The organism is Fundidesulfovibrio putealis DSM 16056, assembly GCF_000429325.1.
Lineage (GTDB): Bacteria > Desulfobacterota > Desulfovibrionia > Desulfovibrionales > Desulfovibrionaceae > Fundidesulfovibrio > Fundidesulfovibrio putealis.
Genome location: NZ_AUBQ01000005.1, coordinates 48,966 through 72,718 on the forward strand (window position 1 = coordinate 48,966; position 23,753 = coordinate 72,718).

Consider the following 23,753-nt stretch of genomic DNA (forward strand, 5'->3'; position numbering starts at 1 on the left):
CTCCGTCACTCACTATTTCGTTCAGGGCGCTAGGACTTCAGGCCGAGCTTGCGCAGCCACGCCGCCACGTCATCCTGGGCTGACTTCGCGCTTTTGCCCCGCACGGCCAGCCCCTCCAGGATGTTGGCCTTGGGGCACAGCTTCCCGATGTCGGCGGCGCTTCGTCCCAGGGCGCTTCCTTCATGCGTGATGAACGGCGCGATGGTCTTTCCGGAGAGGTCGTGCTCCGTGAGAAATGTCATGACCGGGGTGGCGATGGTGCCCCACCAGTTGGGGGAGCCCACGAACACCACGTCATAGGAGGCGATGTCCGCGATCTTCGTCGTGATCGGCGGCTTGAAGCCGGATTCGAGTTCCTGCTTGGCCTGGGTGGTCGTCTCCTTGTAGTCGGCGGGGTAGGGACTCACGGTCTGGATCTCCACGATGTCGCCGCCAAGGGCCTGATGAATCTGGCTGGCGACCTCGCGCGTGTTGCCTGAGCGCGAATAGTAGACAACAAGCACCTTTCTGCCTGTTGCGGGAGCCGCTCCCTGTGCCCAAGACTGATGCGAAAACGCCGGGATGGCCACGCTTGCCAGCAGCCCTGCGACAGAGAGTTTCAGGAAGGAGCGCCGGGACGGGTCGGCGAGGGGCTGGGTATCTATGGTGTCGTTCATGAGGTGTTCCATTATTTGGTTGTGGTGCTGGAAGGGTCGGCACGCCAGCACGATGCGCCGCTGCCCCTGTCCAGGCCCTTTTCATTCATGGCCGTATAGGACTGGCTGAGCCTGAACAGTAGACACGATCCTCTCCAATTCTTGCCTGATTCTCTCGACGCCCTATCCAGGGCAGAGGGTTTGCTTTATCTATTCACAGGGCGGGATGCGTGAGCTTCCACGAAAAAATAATCATGACAGGTGGTTGGAAAAATGAGCCGCAGCGGATCATCAGAGTTGGACCGGGGCAATGACCTGCTGAAAGAGAAATTGCTGCACCGGATGCCCGCGCCTGGGGTGTATCCGACCGATATCGAGGGGTTGAAAATGTCCCGGCGCGACGAGACCAACAAAGTGGAGAACTGCTTTTCCGAGCCCATCGTCGCGTTGATCGTCCAGGGGTTCAAGCGGTCCGTGATCGGCTCCGAGGAGTACCGCTACGGCGAGAACCAGTGTCTGGTTGCCGGGGTGGACATGCCCAGTTCCTCCTGCGTGGTGGACGTCTCGCAGGACCGGCCCTTCCTGGCGGTGGCCCTGGAGCTGGACAAGCAGCTGATCACCCGGCTGGCCGCCGAGACTCCGCTGCCTGCGGCGTCCGGGACGGTCTCCCACAAGGGAATATTCGTCGCGGATGTCGATCCCGACGTGCTGGACGCCTTCCTGCGTCTGGTGGAGCTCCTCGACAAGCCGCAACAGATACCCGCCCTCGCGCCGCTCATCATCCGCGAAATCCACTACCGTCTGCTGGTGGGGCCGCAGGGAGAGCACCTGCGCAGGCTCAACACGCTCGGCTCGCAAAGCCACCAGATCGCCCGGGCAATCACCTGGCTGCGGGAAAACTACAGGGAGCCGCTGCACGTGGACGAACTGGCCCGGGCGGTGAACATGGCGACCTCCACGTTCCATCGCCACTTCAAGGAAGTGACGTCGCTTAGTCCGTTGCAGTACCACAAACGGCTGCGCCTGTATGAAGCCCAGCGGCTGATGCTGTCTGAAAGCGAGAACGCCACCAGCGCGGGGCTGGCAGTGGGCTATGAAAGCCCCACGCAGTTCAGCCGGGAATACAAGCGGCTTTTCGGGGAGCCGCCCTATCGGGACGTCCGGCAGGCGCGCTAGGCTGCTGCGGGCGGAGGTCCGCTCTGTATTTTGGATGTGGATGAAGGGTCATTCAGGAATGGATGGCCCTTTGTCTTTGACACTGTCCGGGGCAGTGGTGCTGCGTCTTGCAGGGTGATTCGACGTGTTGGGTAAGACATGTAGAGAATGTGTGGTGATGCGAACAACAGGATTTCGCTGCATGCATTGGGATGCATTTGGGCATTTGTGGAATAAATTTGTGGTCTGGTGTGTATTTGTACGGGTGATGGTTTGGCGTAAGCACATTGTGATGCAGCAAGGAAATTCCTGTGACTTTTCCCTCCGGCTGTTCTGGCCAGCCTGCCGTCAAATACAGTAATTGCAAGTGATGGCCCGTACTTGCACATGGATACAGTATGGTTTAGCGTCCATACCTTGCAGCCTGGGGCTGCCCAGGGGCGTCGGGTCGCTTCAAACAGCCTCCCTCCTTTTGCGTGATGATTCGAGGGCCTCTGGGAAAAGCATGCCTGTAGTTGTTGGAGAGATCCTCTGCGCGTGCCTGGGAAAGCATGTACCATCCATGCGGCAAAGGTGTTCCTCCCGGAAAGGTAGGTTCTGATATGGTCATGTCATTGCGGTCCCGGCTGCTGCTGATGGCGTTTCTGTGCGTCCTGCCAGTGTGGCTGGGATACGGCTGCATCATATATTTCAGCTACGACGCCAAGCGCTCTGAACTGATCGGGCACGCCCAGGACACGGCCAGGGCGCTGCGCCAGGCAGTGGAGACGAAACTGGCGGGCGTCGACTCCGCGCTCGTGGCCCTCGGCACGTCGGGATCGCTTGCTTCCGGCGACTTCGCGGCCTTCCACACCCAGACCCGGACCCTGCTGCGGGAGTTCGAAGGAGCGGATATCATCCTCGCCGCGCCGGACGGGCAGCAGGTCGTGAATTCCTACCGGGAGTTCGGAGACCCCTTGCCCAAGCGCAAGAACATCGACGTGCTGCGCAAGGTGTACGACACGGGCAGGTCGCAGCTCTCCGGGCCTTTCAAGGGCGCGATCACGGGGCGCTGGCTCGTCGGCATCGACCAGCCGGTCTGGAGTGGCGCGACCATCGCCTACTCGCTGGGCATGACCTTCCCGGTGGACAGCTTCGAGAAGCTGCTGGTGGATCAGAGCCTCCCCGCAGGCTGGGTGGCCACCATCCTGAGCGCAGAACGGGTGGTGCTGGCCAGGTCGTTCAATTCCCAGGTGCACGTCGGAAAACACGTCGACGAGACAATCGTCGTCGCAGAAGCCTATCAGGGCGTCGAAGTCGCTTCCGAGAGCACGAACCTGGACGGCAACCGGATGCTGAACGCCTACAGCATGTCGCCGACCTATGGCTGGGTGGTTTTGGTCGGCATGCCCATGAGCGAGCTGGAAGCCCCCCTCAGGCGCTGGCTGATATGGGCGGCAGTGCTTTCTGCGCTTTTGGCCCTGTCCGTGTTCGGCATCGCCCGGATCAACAGCATGGCCATATCGCGCGAATTCACGAGCCTGCTCACCTCCATAGGCAGGTTCCGCCGAAACGACCCGGTGGATATGGGAAGCTTCAATCTTCGGGAGGCCCGCGACCTGGGCGGCGTCCTGGAGGCGACCTTCAGGCAGATAGACGTGGAGGCCGCAGGGCGCATGGCCGCGCAAAAGGCGCTTGAGCGGCACAAGGAAAATCTTGAGGAGCTTGTCGATGCGCGCACCGGGGAGCTCCGCAGGGCCAATCTGTACATCCGCAACATCATCGACTCCATGCCCTCCGTGCTGGTCTGCGTTGACCGTGACATGAACATCACCCAGATCAACGACCATGCCGCGAAGATGATAGGCATGACCCGCGAGGAATGCGAGGGCCGCCCCCTGCATGAGCTGTTCCCGCACTTCGAGCTGTCCGCCGACAACGTCTCCCGCGTCATCTTCGAACGCAGGCCGGACCACTCCGTCCATCAGGAGGTCTCCCAGGACGGCGAGAAGAGGCACGTGGACATCGTCATCTACCCGCTGGTGACCAACTGCGTGGACGGCGCAGTGGTCCGGGTGGACGACGTGACCGACCGCGTGCGCCTGGAATTCATGATGATGCAGGCGGAAAAGATGATGTCCCTGGGTGGGATGGCCGCCGGGATCGCCCATGAGGTCAACAACCCGCTGAGCATCATCCTGCAATCGGTGCAGATCGCGCAGCGGCGCGTCTCGCCGGAGCTGGAAGCCAACGGCCAGGCGGCACGGGACGCCGGAACGGACCTCGAGGCCGTTCGCCGCTACCTGGAAGATAGGGGAATCCTGACAAGCCTGGAGGACATCCGGGAAGCGGCGGGGCGTGCGGCCAACATCGTCAAGACCATGCTCACCTTTTCGCGCAAGGACGACTCGCCCAAAGCCGCGTGCGACATGGCTGCCGTGGCCGAGTCTGCCGTCGCCGACGTGCAAAACGATGTTCACCTCCGGCAGAACCATGGACTGGGTGATGTGTCCATCCGCATCGAGCATGACGGCCTCGGCCATCCCACGCTCTGTTCCGAAAGCCTGATGCACCAGGTGTTCGTGAACATCCTGCGCAATGCGGTGTACGCGCTGGATTCGCAGGAGGAGAAAGTCCGGCGTCCGGAGATCGTGGTCAAGGTCTGGAAGGCGGACGGGCAGGTCAACGTCTCGGTCAGCGACACTGGGCCTGGCATGTCGCCCATTGTGGCGAGGCGCGTGTTCGAGCCGTTCTTCACCACCAAGAAGGTCGGGGACGGCACGGGCCTGGGGATGTCCATATCCTACTTCATCGTCACCAAGATTCACGGCGGAAGCATCTCGGTGGATTCGAGCCCGGAAAGCGGCACCACATTCACCGTGAGCCTGCCCCTTTCCTGCGCCTTCCCCCGGACCACAGTCTGAGGGAGCGCGCCGCGAGATCGTTTTCATCCGATTCTTCCAACGAATCGTTCAGGGCCGCCCGGAAATGGGCGGCCCTTTTTCATTCCGGTTTCGCGAATGTGGGGCGGATGCAGGCCGGAGGGCGACGCGGCATACCCGATGGAGCCGCCGTGTATTTCCAGTTTCTTCAGCAGGGCTGGCCTGCGCTTGTTGACGCACATCCGATCCCGGTGTGTCGTGCCTCCATGCAGAACTGCGCCGATCCCCCCGGATCTGGCGCGTTCCCTCTGGGTATCTCCGGAGTAGCCTCTTCAAGTGATCAGGGATATATATCCGGGCAAGAGCAGGGAAAACCGGCGCGGACAGGTTTTCCCCTCCAGGTCGTTTCCGGCGCCCCCAAATGAGGAGAGATCATGACCCTGTCAGTCAGACATTTCATGGCGTGCATGGCCCTGGTCGCCGCGCTGTTCTCCGGGACGGCCCTCGCAGCCGGGATTCCGGGAACGGGCAAGGCCGCCAAGCAGCCCCCGGCGAGCGTGGCCGAGCCTCGCGACGCCCAGGACGTGGACGCCTTCATGGCCTCGTTGTCCGACGTCCAGGCCCGCAAACTCCTGCACGACAAGCTCACGGCCCAGACCGCCAGGGAAAAGCCGGATGGGGGCGACGCCCAGGACGGGGGCGCTCTGGCGAAGCTGTTCCTTGGCTGGGAGTCACGTGTACGCTCGGGATACGCCAGGCAGGAGGAACTGCTGGACAAGGCCCGGCAGGATCTTTCCGGCGGGGCCATCATGGCCAACCTGACGGGCGGCGGCGGGGTGCAGGAATTCGCCCGGTCGTTTCTCCTGCTGGCGGCGGTCTGCGCCGGGGCCTTCGCCGCAGCCGCCGGAGCCGGGAGGCTGTGCGACTCCGTGATGCGGCGCGCTTCGCAGGGCCTGGGCGCCCCGAACTTCGGGCGCGCGGGCGTGATCCTTTCGAACGTGGCCCTGCGCCTTCTCGGGGTCGTTCTGTTCTTCCTGACGGCCTTTGTCCTCTTCGTCGTGTTTGTTCCCGCCTCCGGTCCCACGCGGGCCATGGGGGTCATCGTCCTGGTGTCGCTCTCCTACGGCTTGCTGATCCAGGCGTTCGCCCGGATTCTTCTCTCACCCGGCCATGAGGCCGCACGCCCCATACCCATGCGCGACGAGGACGCCCGGACGTTGTATCGCTGGCTCATGGGCGTCACGGCTGCGTCAGTAGCGGTTGCCGCAGCCAGCATCATCCTGAAGCAGGTGGGGCAGGCCCAGGCCCTCGGGCATCTGGTGTACGCCCAGGCTGGCCCGTTGGTGGGACTCATCCTCTGCGCCATGATCCTGGCCAACCGCGAGCGGGTGGCCGCCATGATACGCGGCGGCTGCGGACACGCATCCGGCGGCGCGCGCGCCCTGACGGCGCGCTACTGGCACTACCCGGCCATGTTCTATTCCCTGTGCATAGGCTTCTTCTGGAGCGCCCAGGCGATATCCGGCGAGGCGACCATCCTGTTGCTGGTGCTCAGCCTGTTCCTCATACCGGGGTGCATCGGGGTGGACATGTGGATGGGCAAGCTGCTGACCGTGGCGTCCGGGCAGGACCGGGAAATCATCCACATCGACCAGGAACACGCCGCGCCGCAGGCCGGTGGAGACCCCTGCCAGGACAAGCGCGCCTTCCGCTATTACATCCCGCTGATACGCAAGACCATGCGGGTGGTCCTGGTTGTGTTCACCGCCTTCGCCATGCTGAAGACCTGGGGCGTGGAAATCCCCCTGGGCTGGCTGTTCGCCCGCAACGTGCTGAGCGTGCTGATGGTGGCCGTGGGCGCGCTGCTGCTGTGGGAGGTCATCCGCATCCGCATCGACCGCAAGCTCAGCGAGGAAAGCTCCATGCCGGGCGAGGAGGCCGAGGAGGGCGGCGGCGCTGGCGGATCGCGCAGCGCCACGCTGCTCATGCTTCTGCGCAAGTTCCTGCTGTGCGTCATCGTGGTGATGGGCTCGCTCATCGCGCTGTCCTCCATGGGGGTGGACATCGGGCCGCTCATCGCAGGCGCCGGCGTGGTCGGCCTGGCCATCGGTTTCGGCGCGCAGACCCTGGTGAAGGACATCATCTCCGGGGTGTTCTTCCTGGTGGACGACGCCTTCCGGGTGGGCGACTACGTCGAAGCCGGGACCGCCAAGGGCACCGTGGAGCAGATATCGCTGCGTTCCATGAAACTGCGCCACCCGCGCGGCATGGTGTTCACCATCCCATACGGGGGGCTCAAGATCCTTCAGAACTACAGCCGGGACTACATCATCTCGAAGCTTGATTTCCGGGTCCGTTACGACGCCGACATCGAGAAGATCAGGAAGATCATAAAGCGCATCAACAAGGAGCTGATGGCCAACGAGGAAATCAGCAAGGGCATGCTGAGCGACATAAAATCCATGGGCGTGCGCAAGATGGAAGATTCAGCCATGATCCTGCGCATCAAGTTCAAGACCATCCCGGGGCACCAGTTCCTGGTGGAAAAGGAGCTGTACCGCCGCGTGCAGCAGGCCTTCATGGACAACGGGATCGAGTTCGCCCACCGCAACGTGACGGTCTACCTTCCGCCGGAGCTTCGCTCCCTGGCCGCCGGGGAGAAGCAATTGGACGGGGCGGCGCAGCAGGCCATCGGCGCAGCCGCCGCCGAGGTGCTGGCCGAGGAAGAGGAACGGCTCGAGGCCCTGGCGGCAAAGAAAAAGCCAAAAGACGAGTGACGGGCAGATCCTGGCCGCGCCCGCCGGAATGTGCAGGCCAGCCGGGGCGGACCGCCGCAGGCTGGCTGTACGGCGCATCGGACGACGCGCGGGACACGCACTTTCGCCGCGTCCTTGAAACACATGAGCATGTATTTCAAGGATGAAATACTACTTTGCGATTATTATCTTCAAAATGAATGTATATGCATTTTGAAGATGACACATCATGCCCGAAGAGACCGGGAGCGTGATTTCCATCTTCGGGAGTTGACGCGGGTGAACCGTGGCGGTATGAATTATGTACTAGGACAAATCACCCTGAGGTTCCCGTGGATAAATCAGACCGTCTCGCCGCGTTCCTGGAACGCATGAAGCGCAAAGGCAAGCGCCTTACCCCGCAGCGCCTGGCAATCGTCCAGGCGGTCCTGGCCCACGGCGGGCACCCCACGGTGGAGCAGATTCACCACGAGATCCTGGCCGCCTACCCCACCACCAGCCTGGCCACCGTCTACAAGACCGTCAGCCTGCTCAAGGAAGAGAAGGAAATACTGGAACTGGAGTTCGGCGAGCGGGGAAACCGCTACGACGCGATCAGGCCCAGGCCGCACCCGCACATGGTCTGCACCCGCTGCGGCACGATCCTTGACCTGGAACTGGCCGGACTCGACGCCGACGTGGCCCGCCTGGCCCAGGAGACCGGGTTCGAGGTGGAATCCCACCGCTTCGACATCTTCGGGATTTGCCCCGCCTGCAGAAACATGGGATAATTTTTTTTGAGCCGTTGACAAGAATTATTCTTTTTAGATAAACATTCTCCAGGCGCTCGTGAAATCAGACGAGACGGGTAATGCGCCCCCCGGCCTGATGGCCGGATGAATGACGACGACGGCGGCAGTGCCGCCGCCCCTCAAATACACAAGAAGGAGACGACCTCATGGCCAGCTTGAAAGGAACAAAGACCGAGGAGAACCTGCTGAAATCCTTTGCCGGCGAGAGCCAGGCGCGCAACAGGTACACCTATTTCGCCGCTGTCGCCCGCAAGGAGTGCTTCGTCCAGATCGCGGACATTTTCGAGGAGACCGCCAACCAGGAGAAGGAGCACGCCAAGCGCTTCTTCAAGTTCCTGGAGGGCGGCGACCTGGAGATCACGGCCACCTTCCCGGCCGGGAAGATCGGCACCACTGCGGAGAACCTCCTGGCCTCGGCCATGGGCGAGCACGAAGAGCACAGCGACATGTACCCGGCCTTTGCGGAAGTGGCCCGCGCCGAAGGCTTCCCCGAGATCGCGGCTGTCTGGATGGCCGTGTGCGTGGCTGAAAAGCAGCACGAGAAGCGCTTCCGCGACCTGCTGGCCAACGTGGAGAGCGGGCGCGTGTTCAAGCGCGACACCCCCGTCACCTGGCGCTGCCGCAACTGCGGCTACCTGCACACCGCCGAGGAGGCCCCTGGCGTTTGCCCCGCGTGCGCCCACCCGCAGGCCCATTTCGAGCTCCTGGGCGAGAACTGGTAGAGGCTGGCCGCGAAAGCCGGGCCCGGCGTCGCGAATGACAGCGTCGGGGCGTGGCGGCAGCGCGCGTCAGCGTAAAATAAACAGCGGGAGGGCCGCCTGAAGAGATTCAGGCGGCCTTTTCTGTTGAGGGAAGCGATTTGGCGGCTGGTTGCCCGGCCTGCTCTGGCCCGTGGATTGCGACGGGGCAAGGGGCCCGGCTGCGATCACGGCTGCCGGATGAAGGCCGCCTGAAGCAGCGCCTGCCGCCTATGAACAGTCCGACGGGAGAAGCTGTCCACCCTTGCGGATGCCGGGCAGGCCAGCGCTCGCGCCGGGGGGGGCCCTGCCCGGCCGGTTTCCCCCGGCGGGCGCGGCGAAGCGGCATTCCGGCAAGTCGAAACACGCCTAGATTGCCCCGGAAGCCCGGCTCATTCTTCAGGAGTATTTTCCTGGTCGTCTTCAGGAGCTGCGGCTTTCTTCTCCTGCTTGCGCTTCAGCTTCTCTTCTTTCTTCTTGTTCTTGGCAGCCTCTTTGGCCCGCTTTTCGTAGGTATAATTGGGTGTCTTGGCCACGGATCGTCCTTGTGTATGGGTGATTGAGGCATGTGGGCTCCGGCGGCGGCAATCCGGGACTGCGGGCCTGCCGGGCTCTTCCATGGGGGATCATACGTGAGAAAGCCGCTCCCGTCGATGCGTGCGCCTCGCGGCGGACCATGGCCCATGAAGCGTGCGCTGCCGCGCTCATGATGTGGTGCCTCACCCCTGCGGGGCATGGGCAGATGCGTCAGGTATAAGTTTAGTGTTATCCGCCTGTTATCCTCAATAGATACTCACTTCTGGGGCGTTGCGCCAGGTTCTGGAGCGCTGGCCGCGAGCTTCGCCACCGCGCTGTCCCATTCCTGCGTGGAGCATTTGCTCTGTTCGATTATCTCGAAGAAATCACCCGGCCCAAGGTGCAAGAGCTCGTTCTCGGGGTGATGGCGGCGCAGCCAGGTGGGCGCTTCGCGCGCCTCTTCCTCGGAATCGGCGCTGAAAAAGACCACCGGGGTTCTCGCGCCGTCACCTCCGCAGCGGTATAGCAGATAGGACTTGGCCATGGTGGACCCTCACGTGGCGTAGTATTCGGTTGCCGTCGAAATCATGGACAGGAATCGGAGTCCGGGGTTTCAAGGTAGCGCATATCGCAGGCCGTGGGAAGAGTCGCACGGCAAAACGGGCGAAGTGCCGCGCCTTCGGACCAGGGCGGGGAGTTCCGCAAACCGGAGGTGCATGCCTTCGGCAGGAACAGCGTACCGCAGACGCCTGATACGCGCGGCGTCATGTAAACTGAGCACGCTCATCACGCACGCGACGCGAAAGGGATTGGCCCAAGTGGCCCAATCCCTTTCGCGCGGGGTTCAGGCAGCAGGATCGGCCGTGGGGACGGGCTGGTCGGCGGACGGTGCGGCCAGCGCCTGCACCGCCACGTAGTCGGTCTTCCCGGTACCCAGGATGGGCATCCTGCCCACCGTCAGGATCGACTTCGGCGCCATCAGTTCGGCCAGCCCCCGGGCGCGCAAGTGCGAGAGGATCTCCGCGCGCGTGGCCTGTCCGTTGGTGGTGACCAGAAGCAGCCGCTCTCCCTTATGCCCGTCCGGCAGCGCGACAACGGCGTGGTGATGCCCGGGCCACAGGGCCGCGATCTCGGTCTCCACCTTGCCGAGCGGGACCATCTCTCCTGCGATCTTGGCGAAGCGCTTGGCGCGCCCGAGGATGCGCACGTAGCCGGACTCGTCCACGGAGACGATGTCCCCGGTGTCGTACCAGCCGTCCACGGGCGGCTCCAGCAGGCCGGGACGCTCGGCGCGCAGGTACCCGAGCATGACGTTGGCCCCCTTCACCCACAGCCGCCCGCCTTCCTCCACGCCGGGCACGGGCTCCAGCCGGTGCTCGATGCCGGGCAGGATGCGCCCCACGGTTCCCGCCTTGAAGTGCATGGGCGTGTTGACCGCGATCACGGGCGCGGTTTCGGTGGCGCCGTAGCCCTCCAGGATGCGCAGGCCGAAGGTGTCCATCCAGGCGCGCCGGGTCTCCTCCTTCACCTTCTCCGCGCCTGCGAACACGTAGCGCACGCTGTAGAAGTCGTAGGGCGAGGCCACGCGGGCGTATCCGGCCAGGAAGGTGTCCGCGCCGAACATGATGGTGGCGTTGGTGTCGTACACCATCTCCGGCACGATCCGGTAATGCAGCGGGGACGGGTAGAGGAACGTCTTCACGCCTGAAAGCACCGGAAGCAGCAGCCCGCCCGTGAGGCCGAAGGAATGGAAGATCGGCAGCGCGTTGAACAGGATGTCCGAGGAGGACAGGGCGACGCGCGCGGTCATCTGCCGGCAGTTGGTGAGGATGTTGGCGTGCGACAGCACCACGCCCTTGGGCGTGCCTTCCGACCCGGAAGTGAACAGGATCACGGCGGGGTCGTCGCAGGAGCGCCTGAAGCGCCGGGCCAGCCTGCCCGCGAAGAGTCCGGCCAGCAGGCCGTAGAGTTTGTCCAGGACGGTCATCCCGGCCCGCACGTCTTCCAGGTAGACCAGCCGCACGCTGCCCGCCAGCGCCTCGGCCAGGGGCAGGAGCCCGGCCTGCTCGATAAAGCGCCTGGAGGTGACCACGGTGCGGATGCGCGCCGCCTCGCAGGCCGACAGGGCGTTGCGCGCCCCGGTGGTGTAGTTCAGCATGGCCGGGACGCGCCCGTAGGCCTGGGCGGCGAAGAAGGCCGCTGCTGCGGCGTTGGCGTTGGGCAGCATCAGGCCGACCGCTTCGCCGGGTTGCGTCCCCTGGGTGATCCGGCGGCCAAGGGCCAGGGCTCCCGCGATGAGCCTCCCGTAGGACAGGGGCTTGCGGTTGATGTCCTCCACTGCGGGCGCTCCCGACCCGTGGGTGCGGCGCGCGTCCAGCAGGGCCTCGAACAGGGTGCGCCGGTTGTTGGAGGTCTCGAACATCATGCGCGACATGACGTCGTAGAGCTCCATGCCGATTTTCTGGCGGCGCGCCCGGCCCTTGAGCTCCTTAGGGATGTCGAAGCGCTGCGGCGGGAGTATGGAGATGGTGATCTGCGGGAACCAGCGGCGGCGCACCTTGCCCTTCAGGCGCGAGAACGGCGTGTACTGCGCGCCGTCGATGCGCACCGGAACGATGGGCGCGTCCGCCTTGTCCGCGATCATGCCGGGGCCGGCGTAGATCTTCATTAAAGCCCCGGTGATGGTGATGCGCCCCTCGGGGAAGATGACGCAGGTGCGCCCGGCCTGCACGGCGTGGATCAGCCCCCTGGTGGACATGGCGTTGGTGGGGTCCATGGGGTAGGCGTCCACCACGGACAGGAAGGGGCGGACCCACCAGCGGCGCGCGATGAAGCTGTTGATGGCGAAGGTGGGCTTGTGGGGCAGGAAGGCCGCCATGAGCACCGCGTCCAGGAAGGACACGTGGTTGACCACGATCACGGCCTTCTCGCCTGCGGCCTTGAGGTTCTCAAGGCCCTTTATCTCGACCCGGTACAGGCACTTCAAAAGCCACGCGAAGAACCCTTTGAGCAGCGCGTCGGGCAGCAGCCCGCAGATGTACACTGCGACCGCCAGCGTGGCCACGGCCACGGCCAGGAAGACCTCGGACACCGTGAACCCGAGGGCCAGCATGCCCGCCCCGGCCAGGGAGGAAGCCACCATGAAGGCGGCGTTCACGATGTTGTTGGCGGCGATGATGCGCGCCCGTTCGGACTCCTCGCTGCGCGCCTGGAGGATGGTGTACAAGGGCACGATGTACACGCCGCCAGCCACGGCCAGCAGCAGGAGGTCGGCCAGGACTCGCCACACCGAAAACTGCGCCAGAAGCTCAAACAGGGGCAGGATGGCCGCGTCCGTATGGCCCTGGCCGATGCCCGAGCCGGTCAGCCACAGGTCGAAGGCGAAGAAGGTCATGCCCAGGGCCGCGAACGGGACGTGGCGGGCGGAAATCTCGCCCTTGAGAAGCCGCGTGCACAGGAAGGAGCCAAGTCCGATGCCCACGGAGAACACGGTGAGCATCAGGGTCACGGCGTGCTCGTCGGCGTGCAGCACGTCCTTGGCGAAGGCCGGGAACTGCGCGAGGTACGTGACGCCCACCAGCCAGAACCAGGAGATGCCCAGCACCGACAGGAAGATGTCGCGCCGTTTGCGGGTCAGCGCCAGCACCTGCATGGTCTCTTTGAGGATGTTGGGTCGGATGGCCACCGACGGATTGCCGGGCCGGGCCTTGGGCAGGAACAGGCTGGCGGCGAACCCCAGCACCGCCAGGACGATCAGCAGCGTGCAGATCGCGGCGATGCCGCCCTCCTGCAGCACCAGCAGTCCGCCCGCAATGGTTCCCAGCAGGATGGCCAGGAACGTGCCGCTCTCGATGAGGGCGTTGCCGTCCACCAGATCGTCCGGGGGCAACTGCTCGGGCAGGATGGCATATTTCAGGGGGCCGAAGAAGGTGGCCTGCACCCCGAGCAGGAAAAGCACGCCGAGCATGCCGGGGATGCTCGGGACCATGAGCGACCAGGCCCCCAGCCCGGCGATGAGAATCTCCGCGAACTTCACCACCCGGATGAGCCCGCTTTTTTCGTAACGATCCGCGATCTGGCCCGCCGTGGCCGAGAACAGGAAGAACGGCAGGATGAAGAGCCCCGAAGCCAGGCTGACCAGCACCTCGGGGGCCACGAAGGACTGGTCGCCCAGGCGGTAGATCACCAGGATGGCGATGGCGTTCTTGAACACGTTGTCGTTGCCCGCGCCCAGGAACTGGCTGACGAACAGCGGCCAGAAGCGACGCTTGAACAGCACGGCGGAAAGTCCGGTCATCATGTTATTTCCCCTCGGCGGTGTGGACGTGTATTGGCTCGTGGATACTGTTTCTGGCAAGGCCCGGATGCGCAACGAACATCTCCGGCGGAAACTGCGCGCCAGTTTCGGGGTGGCGCAGGGTACGCTTCAGCACGAGATCGAACAGCAAAGGGTTGTGGCGGTAAATTTCGGTCAGGCTGCGGCGCTCGCTGGCGGAGATGAATCCGTATTGCTGCAGCAGGCGCGGCTGGATGATGACGTCGATGGCGGGCAGGGGGTAGTCGCTGCCGTTGACCAGACGGTGGTGCAGGTCTGCGCGTGCAAGCAGGGTCGTCAGATCGCGGGGGTTCCTGAGGGTCTGGGTGAGCATGGAGATGTCGGCGTACAGATGGTCCCGGTATGCGGGATCGTCCATCATGCGCAGGAACAGGTCGAAGTTGCGGGCCTTTTTGCCCGGGTTGTCCAGGTCGTCGCTCATGCCCCGGTTGCCTGCGTGGGCCATGATGACCGTGACCCCGAGGTCCAGCGGGCGGCGCAGGAGCAGGGGGTTGCCCAGGCGCTGGGCATCGGATCGGACCGAGCTTTCCAGGCCCGTGTGGCACAACAGGGCCATGCCGTGGCGGGCCATGGCCCGGTAGAACGAGTCGATGTCCGGGTCGGACGGGTCCATGCCCTGGGCGTTGGGCAGCCATTTCACCAGGGTGATCCCGGCCCTGGCGCACGCCTCGAGCCTGTGCAGGGCCTGCGGGTCATAGGGGTGCACAGAGGCCACGGGGATGAAGCGCTCGGGGTGGCGCGCGGCCAGTTGCAGGACGTACTCGTCGGGGATGTGGAATTCGCTCCTGGCGTAATCGATGGAGCCGTCCTTGGCGTAGTGGTAGTCGAAGGCCAGGATGGCCAGCTTCGGGGAATCCGGGAATTGCCGCGCCAGGTCCAGCAGGCGGGCAAGGTATTGCGGGTCGGCCTGGGCCTCGTCGGTTACGCCTGAGCTTCTGAAGATGGTCCTGGCCTTGAGGCGCGGCAGCGGGTGGTTCCAGCTGAGGAGCCTGGGGCTGGCATACGCGCCGGTGCCTGCGGCCCCAAGGCCCAGGATATGGACATGGTAGTCCACGGGTTGGCGTCCGCCCAGATCGTCAAAGGCCCGCTGGACCAGGACTTGTGCGTCCTGGCTGAGCGGTTTGGGCGTGGTCTCTGCCAGAACGGGCAGAACGGGCAGAACCGGCAGGACCAGGGGAATCAGAAGGGCTGAAAATCCTGCGAGGACGTGTCGGTGCAGCATGGTGGGCTCCGTGAATGGTTTGACCTGTTCTGAACACTGTTCAGAAAGAGGGGTAGCTTGCTTTTGAACGATGTTCAATATATTATTTGTCTGCCGTGAAAATTGCCGCGCCCCAAGTTACTCGGGCTGCACGGGCTGGGCGGACATGCCTGCGGTATGGCGGCATACGCCTGGAATGGCTCACTATATCTGGAGGGACGAATGGCTCGCCGATCCGATCATTCGCGCGAGGAGCTCTACGATCTCGTGCTGGGCGAGGCCCGGCGCATCGTGGAGGCCGAGGGTTTTAGGGCCTTGACCGCGCGGCGCGTGGCGGTGGCGGTGGGGTACTCGCCCGGCACGCTCTACAATCATTTCAAGAACCTGGATGATCTGGTGGTGCACCTGAACAGCCGCACGCTGGAGCATCTCGACCAGACCCTGGCCGCGACGCGCCTGGAGGGCGACCCCGAAAAGGACATCCTCTCCCTGGCCCTGGCCTACTTTGCCTTCGTCGAGGAACATCCCCGCCTGTGGGAGCTGCTGTTCGAGTACCGGCTGGGCGAGGGCTCGGAGCTCCCGGAGTGGTTCACGGACAGGATCACCCGGCTTCTGGCGCGTCTCGCGGCGGTGCTGGCCCCGCTGTTTGAGCCATCGCAGACGCATCTGGTGGAGGAGGCGGTACAGGTGCTGTGGGCCAGCCTGCACGGCATCGGGTCCCTGGCCACCAGCGGCAAGCTGGAGGTGGTCACTTCGCGCAGCGTGTTTGACCTGACCCGCTCCCTGGTGGTCCATTACGTGGGGGGCTTGAAGGCCGCCCGCAGGCACTAGCCCGAGGGGATCGGCTTTCAGGCTCCCCGGAGTTGACACCTTCCCCGGTTAGGCGGATTGAACCGCCTTGCGCTTTGGTCCCGGCATCTCCTGCCCGCACATCATATACGGGGCACGCCCCCGAGCAGGTCTTCATGGCATTGAACGCGAGAACCGGCGGCTATCTGGCCGCCCTGGCCGCTACCATCCTGTGGGCGGGCAATTTCGTGGTGGCGCGCGGCATCGCCCACGAGATTCCCCCCATGCAGCTCAACTTCTGGCGCTGGGTGCTGGCCCTGTGCTGCATGCTGCCGCTGGCCCTGCCCAAACTCCGGGCCGACCTGCCCGTCATGCGCAGGCACTGGCCGTACCTCTGCGTCATGGCGCTGGTTGGGGTCACGGCCCTGAACGCGCTCATCTACAAGGCCGGGCAGACCACGCAGAGCCTGAACATGGCGCTCCTGGTGCCCACGGCCCCCATCATAATCATCATCCTGTCGCGCATCGTGTACGGCGAACCCATCACGCCCAGGCGTCTGGGCGGAGTCGCCGTGGTGCTCCTGGGCGTTTTGCTGCTGATATCGCGCGGGGACTGGCAGCACCTGGCGTCCGTGACCTTCACCCCGGGCGACCTGTGGGCTCTGGCCGGGGCGGCCAGCTTCGCCGTGTACTCGTTCCTCATTCGCAAACGCCCCCCGGAGATATCCATCGAGGGTTTCAACGCCGCCCTGTTCGCCCTTGGCGTGGCGTTCATGATTCCGGCAGTGGCCTGGGAGGCGGCGGTCCTGCCCGCGCCCACATGGAACGCCCGCGTGATCGTGGGCGTGGTCTACGCGGGCGTGGGGTGTTCGTTCGCGGCGTACCTGCTCTGGACTCGCGCCATCGCCTGTATCGGGCCGGTGCTGGCGGGCATCGTGTACTACTCGCTGCCCCTGTTCGCGGCCATCGAATCCGTGCTGATCCTGGGAGAGGGGATAGCCATGTTCCACGTGCTGGGCGGCGGGCTCATCGTGGCGGGTATCCTGATGGCCACGGTGGAGTGGCGCTTCGCCTCGCTTCGTCCGCGCGGACACCACTAATCAAGCTTCAGGAGCTTCCCATGAGGATGGACAACATCGCGTTTGGCGTCACCGACTGGAACAGCGTGGAGCCCACCGAGCACAAGGGCGAGACCGGCGTGGCGCTCTGGCGCACGCGCCTCTTCGGCGACCCGGCCGACCAGATCCGCGTGCGCATGGTGGAGTATTCCCCCGGCTATCTGGCGGATCACTGGTGCAGCAAGGGGCACGTGCTGCTCTGCCTGGAAGGGGAACTGGAGACCACCCTGGAGGACGGCAGGACGTTCACCCTCACCCCAGGCATGAGCTACCAGGTGGCGGACAACGCCGAGGCGCACCAGTCCTACACGGCCACCGGCGCGAAGCTGTTCATCGTGGACTGAGCGCGGCGTCGTCCGCCGCAGGTCAGTTGCCCAGAGGCAGCCACAGGATGAAGCGCGCGCCCTTGCCGGGTTCGGACTGCACCTCGAAGCGCCCCCCGTGGTTGGTGACGATGATGAAGTAGGAGACCGACAGTCCAAGGCCGGTGCCTTCGCCCACGGGCTTGGTGGTGAAGAACGGTTCGAAGACGCGTTTGCGCACGGACTCGGGCATGCCGGGGCCGTTGTCCTCCACCTCGATGCGCAGCCAGTCCCCGTCGACGGCGGTCCGCAGGACAATGGCTGGAGGCGGCGCGTTGTCCGGCGCTTGCGCCATGGCATGCGCCGCGTTTTTGAGCAGGTTGAGGAACACCTGCTCGATCTCGGTGCGGGTGCAGGGCGCCTCCGGCAGGTGCGGGTCGTATTCGCGCACGATGCGCACCCGCTTGAAGTCATACTGTTTTTTCAGGTCGTAATCCGAGAGGGCCAGCTCCACGGCCTTGTCCATGAGGTCGTTGACCTGCTCGGGGGTTCGCGTGGAGTGGCTCTTGCGGCTGAATTCCAACATGTTGGAGACGATGCGCGCGGCCCGGACTCCCGACTCCCGGATGCCCTCCAGAAAGTCCGGGAGTTGGCGTTTCTCGGCGTAGGCCCGGATGTTCTCCATGGTGCAGCCGCTGGCCTCCGCCGCAGCGCGGTTGGCGGGAACGTCCGGCGAGAGGTGCGAAATGAGCACCTGTGCGCTCTGGAGAATCCCGCTCAGGGGATTGTTGATCTCGTGGGCCATGCCTGCGGCCAGCCCTCCAACCGAGACCATCTTCTCGGACTGGACCATCATCTCTTCCAGGTGCACCCGGTGGGTGACGTCGTCCACGCGCACCACCACGCCCTCCACGCCGTTGCTGATGAGGGGATAGACCATCACGTCCTGGTAGCCGACCGTGTTGCCCTTGTGGAACATCTCGCGCTCAACGTGTTGCGGGCGGCGCTCCCGCAGGGCCGTGCGGATGTCCTTCAGGTGGGAGCCCAGCCGGGGAAATACGGCCTCCAGGGGCTGGCCTTGTGCCTGCGCGGAGGAAATGCCCTCAGCCTCCTCGGCGGCCTTGTTCCAGTGCGTGACCACGCCGTCCTGGTCCACCCCCACCAGCACCGAGGGCATGGAGTCCAGGATGTTTGCTATGTAGCTCTTGGCCCTGGTCAGCCCCTGCTCGGCCTGCCTGCGTTCGGCTGATTCCTCGGAGAGGGCCGTGGCCATCTGGTCGAAGGCCTGCCCCGCTTCGCGCACTTCCCGGCAGGAATCCAGCGGCCCCACGCGAAACGAGAGGTCGCCTGCGCTCAGTTGCCGGGCGGCCAGCGCGAGGCGGTCCAGGCCCGCGCCGATGGTCATTTTCCCCAGGAACCGGGCGGTCAGGAGCGCCAGCGCGAGCACGCCGAGCATCAGCGTCAGGGCAGGCAGCAATTTGGCCACGAAAACCTGTGTGAACGCCACAACGGGCAGTCCCACCGCGACCGTCATGTAGGGGGGCTCCTGTGGGGAGAGGCGAAGTTTGACGAAGGCGTATTCCAGCCTGACCCCGTCCGGGCCGATGGCCTGGACGTTTCCTTCGTCCATGGCGGAGTTTTCGAAGACTGTCCGAATCTCGGGCAGGATCGGTTTGCCGGGAGCGATGGCGTCGTTTTTCGGGAATCGGTGCAGCCGGATTCCCTGGTGGTCGATCAGCGCGAAGCGCCAATGGTCCGGGAGGACCGTTTCGGAGTACAGGTGATCGTACATGTTCAGCTTCATGGTGGCGACCAGCACCCCGGACATGTCCCCGGCCTCGTTGAACACCGGCGTGGAGAACTGGAATATGGGGTCCTGTACCACCCTGCCCACCACGAACTCCCCGGCGCTGAACTGTTTGGTGCGCACTGCGTCTTTGAAGTACTTGCGGTCGTAGGCGATTATCGGCGGTTTGAAGACGTGGCTGCTGCTCACCAGATAGCCGTTCATGTCCACAAAAGAGATGTTGGAGTAGTTGGAGTGGACGGTCAGTAGTCCCTTGAACAGTTCGTGCATGGCCGGGGGGTTGGCCGAAATGACTTCCGGCAGACGGGCCAGGGTGTGCAGGAGGATGCGGGTGTTCTCGGTAAGGATCTGCTGCTGGAAGGCGATGGACTTGACCAGGTTCAGGGTCTGGTCGCGGGTCTGGAGCTGCGCGCGGTAGTAGTCCTGCGCGCCGTAGAATATTATGACCAGAAGCGCCGGGCACACGGCGCAGAGCACCAGGGCGTAGAGGGTCTGGCGGATGGACCAGCGGTAGAGGAATTCAGGCCGCAACGAGCGCATGGATACTCCTCGGTCATGAACTGGGCATAATAATACGGGCTATTCTCAAACCGTAGCCTACCGGGCTTCCCCGGCGCAAGTGCTTCCTGAAAATATATAGATTTGCTCATGCGTGTTCCTGGCCGGTGGACGGGCCCGGATGCGCTCCGAGAGAAGGGAGATGCCGCCGCAGGGGGGGCATGGCCGGGGCGGAACGGGGATGTGGCGTGGCAAAACGGCGGTCCTGGGCGCGGCTCGCATGCGCCGGAAGCGATTGTGAGGGAGGCGAAGATAAAATACGAAGCTGGTGCCCTATATGCCGGAGTTGACAGCGCCGGGTGGCAAGACCAAAGAATCTCCGGGGCAAACCTTTCAGACTTCATGGGGGATATCCATGCGCCGGATTTTGTTTCTCGCAATCATTCTTCCCTGCCTTGCCTCGTGCTCGGGCCTGGGCGGGACCGGCCCGGCGGTTCCGGTCGCGGTTGAGCGCCAGGACTGGGCGCGCCACTTCGCCGACGCGGGCGTGACCGGAACCATGGTCCTCTTCAAAGACGGCTCAGGCACGGCCCAGGTCCATGACGCTGGCCGGGCCGCCAGGGGGTATCTGCCCGCCTCCACCTTCAAGATACCAAACACCATGATCATTCTGGAGACCGGGGCGGCCAACGGGCCGGACGAAGTGTTTCCCTGGAACGGGACGAAATACGAGGTGGCGGCCTGGAACAAGGACCTCTCCTTCAGGGAGGCCTTCGCCGTGTCCTGCGTTCCGGTCTACCAGGAGCTCGCCCGCCGGGTTGGGCAGCAGCGCATGGAGCACTGGGTGAAGGCCGCCCGCTACGGCAATGAAAACATCGGCGGCGGCATCGACCTGTTCTGGCTGCAAGGCGACCTGCGCATCTCCGCCCTGGAGCAGGTGGAGTTCCTGCAACGCCTGAAGCACGACCGTCTGCCGTTCTCCAAGAAGAACATGGCCATCGTGAAGGACTTCATGGTGGTGGAGCAGGGCGAAGGCTGGACGCTCCGGGCCAAGACCGGCTGGGCGGCGCGAAGCGCCAACATCGGCTGGTGGGTGGGATGGCTGGAGCGCGGCAACGAGGTGTGGTACTTCGCCCTGAACATCGACATCGCCAACCCAGGGCAGCTCCCGGCCCGCCAGGGCGTGGTCAAGGCCGTGCTGCGCGGCGAGGGGCTTCTGCCTTAGCGGCAGAGCCTCAAAGCGCGAGAGAACACATGTCAGCACAACGACTCGATTTTTCCGGCCTAGTATACTCCTCGGAGCAGGGCAAGATGTGCCCGGCCTGCGGCAAACCCGTGTCCGGATGCGTCTGCGCCAAACAGAAAGCCGCCCCCAAGGGCGACGGCATCATACGCATCTCCCGTCAGACCAAGGGTCGCAAGGGCAAGGGCGTGAGCCTCGTCACCGGGCTGCCCCTGTCTGAGGACGCGCTGGAGAAGCTGGCCAAGCAGCTCAAGCAGCGCTGCGGCGCCGGTGGCGCGGTGAAGGACGGCGTCATCGAGATCCAGGGCGACCACCGCGAGGTGCTGGCCCAGGAGCTTGCCAAGCTCGGCTACAAGGTGAAGCTGGCTGGCGGATGATGCGGCTCACATATTGGATTTCATGAACTCGCCACACTGCCGCGCAGGCCATTGAAAGAATGTGCCCATGAAGAACAGCGTGAACATCTGGAAGCCCAAGGGGCTCGGCGGCGTGGAGTGCCTGCGCGCCGAGCACGTGGGCGTGCGCTTCGCGCGCCACTTCCACGAGGGCTACGCCGTGGGCGTCATCGAATCCGGGGCGCTGGGCTTCCGCTACCTGGGGCGCGACTGCGTGGCCGCTGCCGGGGCCGTGAACATGGTGGTCCCCGGCGAGGTGCATGACGGCCACCCCGCGTCGCCCCAGGGGTTCGCGTACCGCATGTTCTACCTGGATGCCCCGGTGGTGGAGCGTCTGGCCGGGGAACTGGACGGGCAGGGCGTCAAGATTCCGGACTTCCCCGGCGGGGTCATCCAGGATGTGCAGCTGGCTTCGGCCCTGCGCAGGCTCCACCTGGACCTGGAGGCCGGGACCACCACGCTGCTGGAGCGCCAGAGCCGCCTGAGCACCATCCTGTCCACCTGGATATCGCGCCACGCCGAACGAAAGGCCAGGGTCCGCCCGGCGGACGAGCCCCGCGCCGTGAGCCGCGCTCGTGAATACCTGCGCGAGCGCGCAACCAGCCCGGTCAGCCTGGAGGAATTGTCCCAGGCGTCCGGCCTCTCGGGTTTTCGCCTGAACCGCCAGTTCAGCCGCTTTGTGGGGCTTGCCCCGCACGCCTATCAGGTGATGCTGCGCGTGGAGCAGGCCCGCGCCCTGATCGCGTCCGGGCGCAGCGTGTCCGATGCGGCCCTGGAGTCCGGCTTCTGCGACCAGAGCCACCTGACCCGCCATTTCCGCCGCATCACCGGGCTCACACCCGGCGCATACGGCAAGATCGTCCAAGACCGCTGATCCCGGTAGGTGGCAGGACGGCTCCGGCACCACGCCGGAGGTATCCGTTCATGCACGACAAGACTGCCGCTTCGCCGGGAACCGTTCCCGTATCGCCCGACGGTTCCGCCCCTCCCGCATCGCCCGTTCCTGCTGGGCTCCCCCTGATCGCATCCGTGACCGATCCGCTGTCGGCTCCCGGACACGCGGCCCCGACTCCGGCTACTGGCCTTTCCCCTGACCATGCCAGCGGCCCGGCTCTGCTTCAGGCCCCCGACACGTCTTCCGAAGCCTCCCGGCCCGGCGTGCTGCGCGCCCTGGCGGACATGGCAATGGCCATGCTGCTGGTGGGGGCCACCGCCCCGCTGGGGGAGATCGCCCTGGCCGGGATTCCGTTGTTTCCGGCGCTGGCCGTGCGCCTGGCTTTGGCCGGGCTCGCCCTGTGGATATTCAGTGGCCGAGGTGGCGAGGCGGGCACGCTCTCGCCCAAACATTGGGCCGTGCTGACCCTCCAGGCCCTGTGCGGCGTGCTGGTCTTCAACGTGGGGCTGTGGCTGGGCATGCGCGAAAGCGGCCCCGTGGCCGCAGGGGTGTTCACCAGCGCCACCCCTGCCGTGATGGCTGGGCTTGGCGTGGTGCTGTTCGGTGAGCGGCCCTCGCTGCGGGTGCTGGCGGGCATCGGCCTCACCGTGGCCGGGGTGCTGGCCGCGCGCGGCGTTGAGGGGCTGGCCTGGACGCCGGGCATCGGTGACGCGCTGCTGCTGGCCGCAGTGTGCGGCGAGGCCGTGTTCCTGCTGGCGCTGCGCTGGCTGCCGACGTGGCTGACCCCCATGGGCGCGGCCAAGCGCGTCACCTGGATCGGGTTCGCGCTGGCGCTCCCGGCGGCGCTCATCCAGGGGGCTGATGCCGGGCTGGGGGACGCCTCCGCCGGAGCGTGGCTGGCCGTGGGGGCGCTGGGCGTCTTGGTGACGGCGGGCGGCTACGTGCTGTGGTTTCGCGGCGTGGGGTCTGTGCGGGCCAGCCAGGCGGCGGCCATCACCGGGCTCATGCCGGTGAGCGCGGTGATGGCCAGCTGGGCGCTGCTGGGCGTCTCGCCCACGTCCGGCCAGGGCCTGGGGTGTCTGGCCGTGGGGGCGGGCATCTGGCTGGCTGCCGGGAAGAAGGGGTGAAGAACCCGGTTCTTGATTTCAATGGGGCAGAAATGACCAAGCCAATGCCCCCTTCGCCCCAAAATCCCGCCAAACGGCCTCAACTTGCCGGTGAACGGCGCGACAACCCTCCGTTGGCCTCCCGCTGGCCCCCGGTGAACGGCGAGCCGCAAAACCGCTCACCGATCATCAGCCGCTTCCCATCCGCTCGCCGAAACACACTTTTTTTTCTTGCTTCCTGGTTTACTGAAGAATCGCGGAAGGTGGCGACCGCGCACCGCCGCCTTCCAAGAAACCCGAACCGGGAGGTCCTCACCATGCATCACGACAAAATCGACCAGGACGCCTTCAAAGGCCTCGTCCGCAAGAAATGGTCCGTCTCCTTGTCCATGACCGCACTCATGCTGGTAATCTACTTCGGCTTCATCCTGCTCCTGGCCTTCAACAAGTCCGTACTGGCCCAGAAGATCGGCGAGCACATGACCCTTGGCATCCCCGTGGGCCTGGGCGTCATCCTCTCGGCCTGCGTGCTCACCGGCCTGTACGTCCGCTGGGCCAACACCACCTACGACCGCACCGTGAACGACATCATCGAGAAGATGAAGAGGTAGA

General features: G+C 64.8%; 19 protein-coding genes. 13 read left to right on the forward strand and 6 right to left on the reverse strand.

Annotation, left to right across the window (positions count from 1 at the left end):
* Positions 1–29 precede the first annotated feature (29 nt).
* The gene (locus G453_RS0105620; protein WP_027190260.1) at positions 30–656 is read right to left on the reverse strand and encodes a flavodoxin; all 627 of its coding nucleotides are present in this window, start codon (positions 654–656) and stop codon (positions 30–32) included.
* Between the two features lie 252 nt (positions 657–908).
* Here G453_RS0105620 and G453_RS0105625 point away from each other — a divergent pair, with 252 nt between their 5' ends.
* The 5 genes from G453_RS0105625 (at position 909) to rbr (ending at position 8,920) form a co-directional block, all read left to right on the forward strand.
* Positions 909–1,811, forward strand: a complete 903-nt coding sequence (locus G453_RS0105625) for an AraC family transcriptional regulator (RefSeq protein WP_027190261.1) — start codon at positions 909–911, stop codon at positions 1,809–1,811.
* Between the two features lie 587 nt (positions 1,812–2,398).
* On the forward strand, positions 2,399–4,693 hold the full coding sequence (locus G453_RS26040) for a sensor histidine kinase (RefSeq protein ID WP_169725293.1): 2,295 nt from the start codon (positions 2,399–2,401) through the stop codon (positions 4,691–4,693).
* A 392-nt stretch (positions 4,694–5,085) separates the two neighbouring features.
* A complete protein-coding gene (locus tag G453_RS0105640) occupies positions 5,086–7,428 on the forward strand; it encodes a mechanosensitive ion channel family protein (protein ID WP_027190262.1) in 2,343 nt (780 codons plus the stop codon).
* A 311-nt stretch (positions 7,429–7,739) separates the two neighbouring features.
* Positions 7,740–8,177 carry a Fur family transcriptional regulator gene (locus G453_RS0105645; protein ID WP_027190263.1) on the forward strand — a complete coding sequence of 146 codons (438 nt, stop codon included), beginning with the start codon at positions 7,740–7,742 and terminating at the stop codon, positions 8,175–8,177.
* 167 nt (positions 8,178–8,344) lie between these two features.
* A complete protein-coding gene (rbr, locus tag G453_RS0105650; RefSeq protein ID WP_027190264.1) occupies positions 8,345–8,920 on the forward strand; it encodes a rubrerythrin in 576 nt (191 codons plus the stop codon).
* Between the two features lie 407 nt (positions 8,921–9,327).
* Here the strand turns inward: rbr and G453_RS28365 are convergent, their stop codons facing one another.
* From G453_RS28365 to G453_RS22570, 4 genes are all read right to left on the reverse strand, one after another.
* Positions 9,328–9,471, reverse strand: coding sequence for a hypothetical protein (locus G453_RS28365; protein ID WP_169725294.1), 144 nt, complete (start codon positions 9,469–9,471; stop codon positions 9,328–9,330).
* A gap of 257 nt (positions 9,472–9,728) precedes the next feature.
* Entirely contained in the window at positions 9,729–9,995 is a 267-nt protein-coding gene (locus G453_RS0105660) for a hypothetical protein (RefSeq protein ID WP_027190265.1), read from the reverse strand.
* A 300-nt stretch (positions 9,996–10,295) separates the two neighbouring features.
* Positions 10,296–13,751, reverse strand: a complete 3,456-nt coding sequence (locus G453_RS0105665; protein ID WP_027190266.1) for an acyl-[ACP]--phospholipid O-acyltransferase — start codon at positions 13,749–13,751, stop codon at positions 10,296–10,298.
* Between the two features lies 1 nt (position 13,752).
* Positions 13,753–15,009, reverse strand: a complete 1,257-nt coding sequence (locus tag G453_RS22570) for an amidohydrolase family protein (protein ID WP_051271791.1) — start codon at positions 15,007–15,009, stop codon at positions 13,753–13,755.
* A gap of 201 nt (positions 15,010–15,210) precedes the next feature.
* Between G453_RS22570 and G453_RS22575 the strand changes: the two genes are divergently transcribed.
* From G453_RS22575 to G453_RS0105685, 3 genes are all read left to right on the forward strand, one after another.
* A complete protein-coding gene (locus G453_RS22575; RefSeq protein ID WP_051271794.1) occupies positions 15,211–15,819 on the forward strand; it encodes a TetR/AcrR family transcriptional regulator in 609 nt (202 codons plus the stop codon).
* Positions 15,820–15,953: 134 nt separating this feature from the next.
* Complete coding sequence (locus tag G453_RS0105680; protein WP_027190267.1) at positions 15,954–16,877, forward strand: DMT family transporter; 924 nt, start codon at positions 15,954–15,956, stop codon at positions 16,875–16,877.
* 20 nt (positions 16,878–16,897) lie between these two features.
* Positions 16,898–17,239 carry a DHCW motif cupin fold protein gene (locus G453_RS0105685; RefSeq protein WP_027190268.1) on the forward strand — a complete coding sequence of 114 codons (342 nt, stop codon included), beginning with the start codon at positions 16,898–16,900 and terminating at the stop codon, positions 17,237–17,239.
* Between the two features lie 22 nt (positions 17,240–17,261).
* On the opposite strand, the gene G453_RS22580 is transcribed toward G453_RS0105685, so the two are convergent.
* Positions 17,262–19,544 carry an ATP-binding protein gene (locus tag G453_RS22580; protein ID WP_043644670.1) on the reverse strand — a complete coding sequence of 761 codons (2,283 nt, stop codon included), beginning with the start codon at positions 19,542–19,544 and terminating at the stop codon, positions 17,262–17,264.
* A gap of 373 nt (positions 19,545–19,917) precedes the next feature.
* Between G453_RS22580 and blaOXA the strand changes: the two genes are divergently transcribed.
* From blaOXA to G453_RS0105715, 5 genes are all read left to right on the forward strand, one after another.
* The gene (gene blaOXA / locus G453_RS0105695) at positions 19,918–20,727 is read left to right on the forward strand and encodes a class D beta-lactamase (RefSeq protein ID WP_027190269.1); all 810 of its coding nucleotides are present in this window, start codon (positions 19,918–19,920) and stop codon (positions 20,725–20,727) included.
* Positions 20,728–20,756: 29 nt separating this feature from the next.
* Positions 20,757–21,122 (forward strand): translation initiation factor Sui1, encoded by a 366-nt coding sequence (locus G453_RS0105700; RefSeq protein ID WP_027190270.1) that lies wholly within the window; start codon positions 20,757–20,759, stop codon positions 21,120–21,122.
* 67 nt (positions 21,123–21,189) lie between these two features.
* A complete protein-coding gene (locus tag G453_RS0105705) occupies positions 21,190–22,014 on the forward strand; it encodes an AraC family transcriptional regulator (RefSeq protein WP_051271797.1) in 825 nt (274 codons plus the stop codon).
* Positions 22,015–22,064: 50 nt separating this feature from the next.
* Complete coding sequence (locus G453_RS22585) at positions 22,065–23,162, forward strand: DMT family transporter (protein WP_051271800.1); 1,098 nt, start codon at positions 22,065–22,067, stop codon at positions 23,160–23,162.
* Positions 23,163–23,458: 296 nt separating this feature from the next.
* Positions 23,459–23,752, forward strand: a complete 294-nt coding sequence (locus G453_RS0105715) for a DUF485 domain-containing protein (protein WP_051271802.1) — start codon at positions 23,459–23,461, stop codon at positions 23,750–23,752.
* Position 23,753 lies beyond the last annotated feature (1 nt).

Excerpts from the sequence above, each read along its gene's own strand:
- G453_RS22585 (WP_051271800.1), top strand. The coding sequence starts at position 22,065 with ATGCACGACAAGACTGCCGCTTCGCCGGGAACCGTTCCCGTATCGCCC.
- G453_RS0105700 (WP_027190270.1), top strand. The coding sequence starts at position 20,757 with ATGTCAGCACAACGACTCGATTTTTCCGGCCTAGTATACTCCTCGGAG.
- G453_RS0105625 (WP_027190261.1), top strand. The coding sequence starts at position 909 with ATGAGCCGCAGCGGATCATCAGAGTTGGACCGGGGCAATGACCTGCTG.
- rbr (WP_027190264.1), top strand. The coding sequence starts at position 8,345 with ATGGCCAGCTTGAAAGGAACAAAGACCGAGGAGAACCTGCTGAAATCC.
- G453_RS0105665 (WP_027190266.1), bottom strand. The coding sequence starts at position 13,751 with ATGATGACCGGACTTTCCGCCGTGCTGTTCAAGCGTCGCTTCTGGCCG.
- G453_RS0105685 (WP_027190268.1), top strand. The coding sequence starts at position 16,898 with ATGAGGATGGACAACATCGCGTTTGGCGTCACCGACTGGAACAGCGTG.
- G453_RS0105640 (WP_027190262.1), top strand. The coding sequence starts at position 5,086 with ATGACCCTGTCAGTCAGACATTTCATGGCGTGCATGGCCCTGGTCGCC.
- G453_RS22575 (WP_051271794.1), top strand. The coding sequence starts at position 15,211 with ATGGCTCGCCGATCCGATCATTCGCGCGAGGAGCTCTACGATCTCGTG.
- G453_RS26040 (WP_169725293.1), top strand. The coding sequence starts at position 2,399 with ATGTCATTGCGGTCCCGGCTGCTGCTGATGGCGTTTCTGTGCGTCCTG.
- G453_RS22570 (WP_051271791.1), bottom strand. The coding sequence starts at position 15,009 with ATGCTGCACCGACACGTCCTCGCAGGATTTTCAGCCCTTCTGATTCCC.
- G453_RS0105705 (WP_051271797.1), top strand. The coding sequence starts at position 21,190 with ATGAAGAACAGCGTGAACATCTGGAAGCCCAAGGGGCTCGGCGGCGTG.
- G453_RS0105715 (WP_051271802.1), top strand. The coding sequence starts at position 23,459 with ATGCATCACGACAAAATCGACCAGGACGCCTTCAAAGGCCTCGTCCGC.
- G453_RS22580 (WP_043644670.1), bottom strand. The coding sequence starts at position 19,544 with ATGCGCTCGTTGCGGCCTGAATTCCTCTACCGCTGGTCCATCCGCCAG.
- G453_RS0105660 (WP_027190265.1), bottom strand. The coding sequence starts at position 9,995 with ATGGCCAAGTCCTATCTGCTATACCGCTGCGGAGGTGACGGCGCGAGA.
- G453_RS0105620 (WP_027190260.1), bottom strand. The coding sequence starts at position 656 with ATGAACGACACCATAGATACCCAGCCCCTCGCCGACCCGTCCCGGCGC.
- G453_RS0105680 (WP_027190267.1), top strand. The coding sequence starts at position 15,954 with ATGGCATTGAACGCGAGAACCGGCGGCTATCTGGCCGCCCTGGCCGCT.
- blaOXA (WP_027190269.1), top strand. The coding sequence starts at position 19,918 with ATGCGCCGGATTTTGTTTCTCGCAATCATTCTTCCCTGCCTTGCCTCG.